The sequence below is a fragment of the Candidatus Zixiibacteriota bacterium genome, from assembly GCA_021159005.1.
Taxonomy (GTDB): domain Bacteria; phylum Zixibacteria; class MSB-5A5; order UBA10806; family 4484-95; genus JAGGSN01.
Genome location: JAGGSN010000239.1, coordinates 1 through 2614, shown reverse-complemented (window position 1 = coordinate 2614; position 2614 = coordinate 1). Strand labels below are relative to the sequence as shown.

General features: G+C 39.4%; 2 protein-coding genes. Both read left to right on the top strand.

Annotated features, from left to right (window positions below):
- Positions 1-179: 179 nt before the first annotated feature.
- Positions 180-1742: a hypothetical protein gene (locus J7K40_15515; protein ID MCD6163804.1), complete on the top strand. Its 1563-nt coding sequence runs from the start codon at positions 180-182 to the stop codon at positions 1740-1742.
- A 211-nt stretch (positions 1743-1953) separates the two neighbouring features.
- Positions 1954-2235, top strand: coding sequence for a GYD domain-containing protein (locus tag J7K40_15510; protein MCD6163803.1), 282 nt, complete (start codon positions 1954-1956; stop codon positions 2233-2235).
- The last annotated feature ends 379 nt before the right edge of the window (positions 2236-2614 follow it).

Below are 2614 nucleotides of genomic sequence, written 5' to 3'. Positions count from 1 at the left end.
GGGAATGACATCATTATAGCATCCGCCTAAGGCGGACAAAAGGCCGGACAGCAGTACATTAATTTATAACTTAACTCAGGCTGAAACATCTTGACACATTATCATATACAGCATAGTTTCCAGTTTGTGGTTTTGGATGAAAGTAAAAGATTAACTTGTTATCAAGATGAGGGAAAATAATGGGGCAGTTTAACGGAATATCTACCGATGAGAAATCAAATTCATATTATGATGTTCCTTTCAAGATTACACCTAAAATCATTATTATAGTTCTGCTTCTTTGTTTTGCATTTTTAATATTCGAAGCGGTTATTTTCAACAACACTTGGGATGACGCCTACATTTCATACAGATATGCTAAAAACTTTGCCGAAAATAGCGGCCTTGTTTTTAACGTGGGTGAATATGTTGAGGGCTATACCACTTTTCTCTGGGTGTTTATATTAGGACTGCTGGCAAAACTTGGCTTCGATATCCCATCTATTGGGAAAATTTTGTGTGTTTTGTTTGGGCTTGGCACGGTTATGATAACATATCTAATCGGGCGAAAGCTTGATAAAAAATACTCTGCAGCCGCTGTCTTAGCCGCGCTTCTTTTAACGTTCAGGATTGATTACGGCGTGCATTTTCAATCGGGCATGGAAACCTCCTTTCATGTTTTTATGCTTTCGTTAGCTTTTTACTCATACATGAAGCGTTATAAATACTCGTTTCTGGTTACAGGATTTTTAGCCGCCTTATTGCCATTAATCCATCCGGAGGGTATTCTGTTTGCGGTCGCTATTATAATAAATGAATTATTGCAGGTAAAAAACGGCAATCTTAAAAAGCAGTTGAAGAATATCTTAGTATTTATTCTGCCAATTATAGTTATCCTTCTAACACATCTTCTATGGCGGTATTCATATTATGGAGATTTATTACCCAACACTTTTTATACAAAAACGCCTGGCTTTGATATAATTAAATATATACGGGGAGGCTGGTATCTTCTAAAATTCTTTATATATGGCGGCGGTATCCTCTATTTTATTCCCGCTATATATTTCATGTATTGCTACTTTAAAAACAGCTGCATTAGAACACTCGTGATAATAATTTTGCTTTACAGTATATTTAATGTTTATGCCTCCGGCGACTGGGCTCCCTACTCCAGGTTTTATATGCCGGTGGTTCCCTTTATTGCCATAGCATCGGCATTCGGCATATTAAAGCTCTTAACAATGCTAAAAGCCGGTAAGCTGGTTTCTATTCTTGTTATATCAGCATTTGTATTTGCCGGGTACCAGCATGGAGTTCTTACAAAAGCCTACCCTACGGAATTCATATTCAAACACAGAAAGCAGATTAATGATTGGAAAGCGCTCTGCGAGCATTTCAGGCACCTAAAAGAGCAGCGCCCAAATCTGGTAATCGCCTCTAATCCGATTGGCGCAATTGGCTACTATTCAGAGGCGCATATAATCGACATGCTGGGGTTGACCAATAAGCATATCGCAAAAGAGGGCAAAAGGATAAAAGGCGCTCCCGGCCATGAACGATGGGATATTGAATATGTCCTGAACTTGAAACCCGACATTATCTATGCCTGCAGGGCAATTCTTTTGCCGGATGGCCGCTATAAACCAAGCCTTGGCGAACATACAAGCAGGGAGAGCTATCAAAGAATATGGGATGAATATGAGCGCAGGTATATTCCTTATGTTGGCGAATACTGGATTAGAAAAGACATTGGTTTGTAAAACGATTTTTCTGTCGCCTGATACTTATAATATTGATTAGTTATGCTAATATTGTATCTCGGAAACCATAATAATAATCAGGAGTTTTTCAAAAAATGGGGAAACCCCAAAGTAGATATTGCTTGACATTCATCTAATTTGCCTGTTTAATAATATATGATATTATTCGGGTATTTAGTTTAAAATTATAATATTACAAGAGGAGAGAATCATGCCAAAATTTGTAGTTATTGTCAAAGGCACCTTAGAGGGTAAGAAGAATATCAAAGAACTTAAGCAAAGAATCGTAGATATGAGCAATATGTTCAAAGCCAAAGATGCCAAAATTCTAAACGCATATGCTATACTGGGGCAATATGATTACCTTTTTCTTACGGAAGCTCCCAATATCGAAACCGCTTTTGAGCTTTCAACAATGATCAATTCATTAGGCTCATTTGATTGCGAAACTTGCCCGGTTATGGCTTTGGATGAATTGTATAATCTGATATAGTTTTATTAATGGCTATTTTATTTAATAAAAATATCACTACTGTCCGGCCTTTTGTCCGCCTTAGACGGATGCTATAGTGATGTCATTCCCGCACTGCCCGCGTCATTCCCAACACTGCCCGCGTCATTCCCAACTTGATTGGGAATCCAGAGATTGGTCATGCTGACAGCTCCTGCCTGCCGGCGCCCGCCTGTCTGCGGACACGGGGCACGGTGTTTTTGTTATCCACCATTGGTTTAACATACAGCTCCGTCCGCCACTGGCGGATTTCTGGATTCCCCCGCCGCCGCGGGGGAATGACGCAAATGGATAATCATCGAATCGAAATCGATTTCTGAAATCTAATTCCTCCTGTCGGCGGACAGGCATGAAATATTAT

Excerpts from the sequence above, each read along its gene's own strand:
- J7K40_15515 (MCD6163804.1), top strand. The coding sequence starts at position 180 with ATGGGGCAGTTTAACGGAATATCTACCGATGAGAAATCAAATTCATAT.
- J7K40_15510 (MCD6163803.1), top strand. The coding sequence starts at position 1,954 with ATGCCAAAATTTGTAGTTATTGTCAAAGGCACCTTAGAGGGTAAGAAG.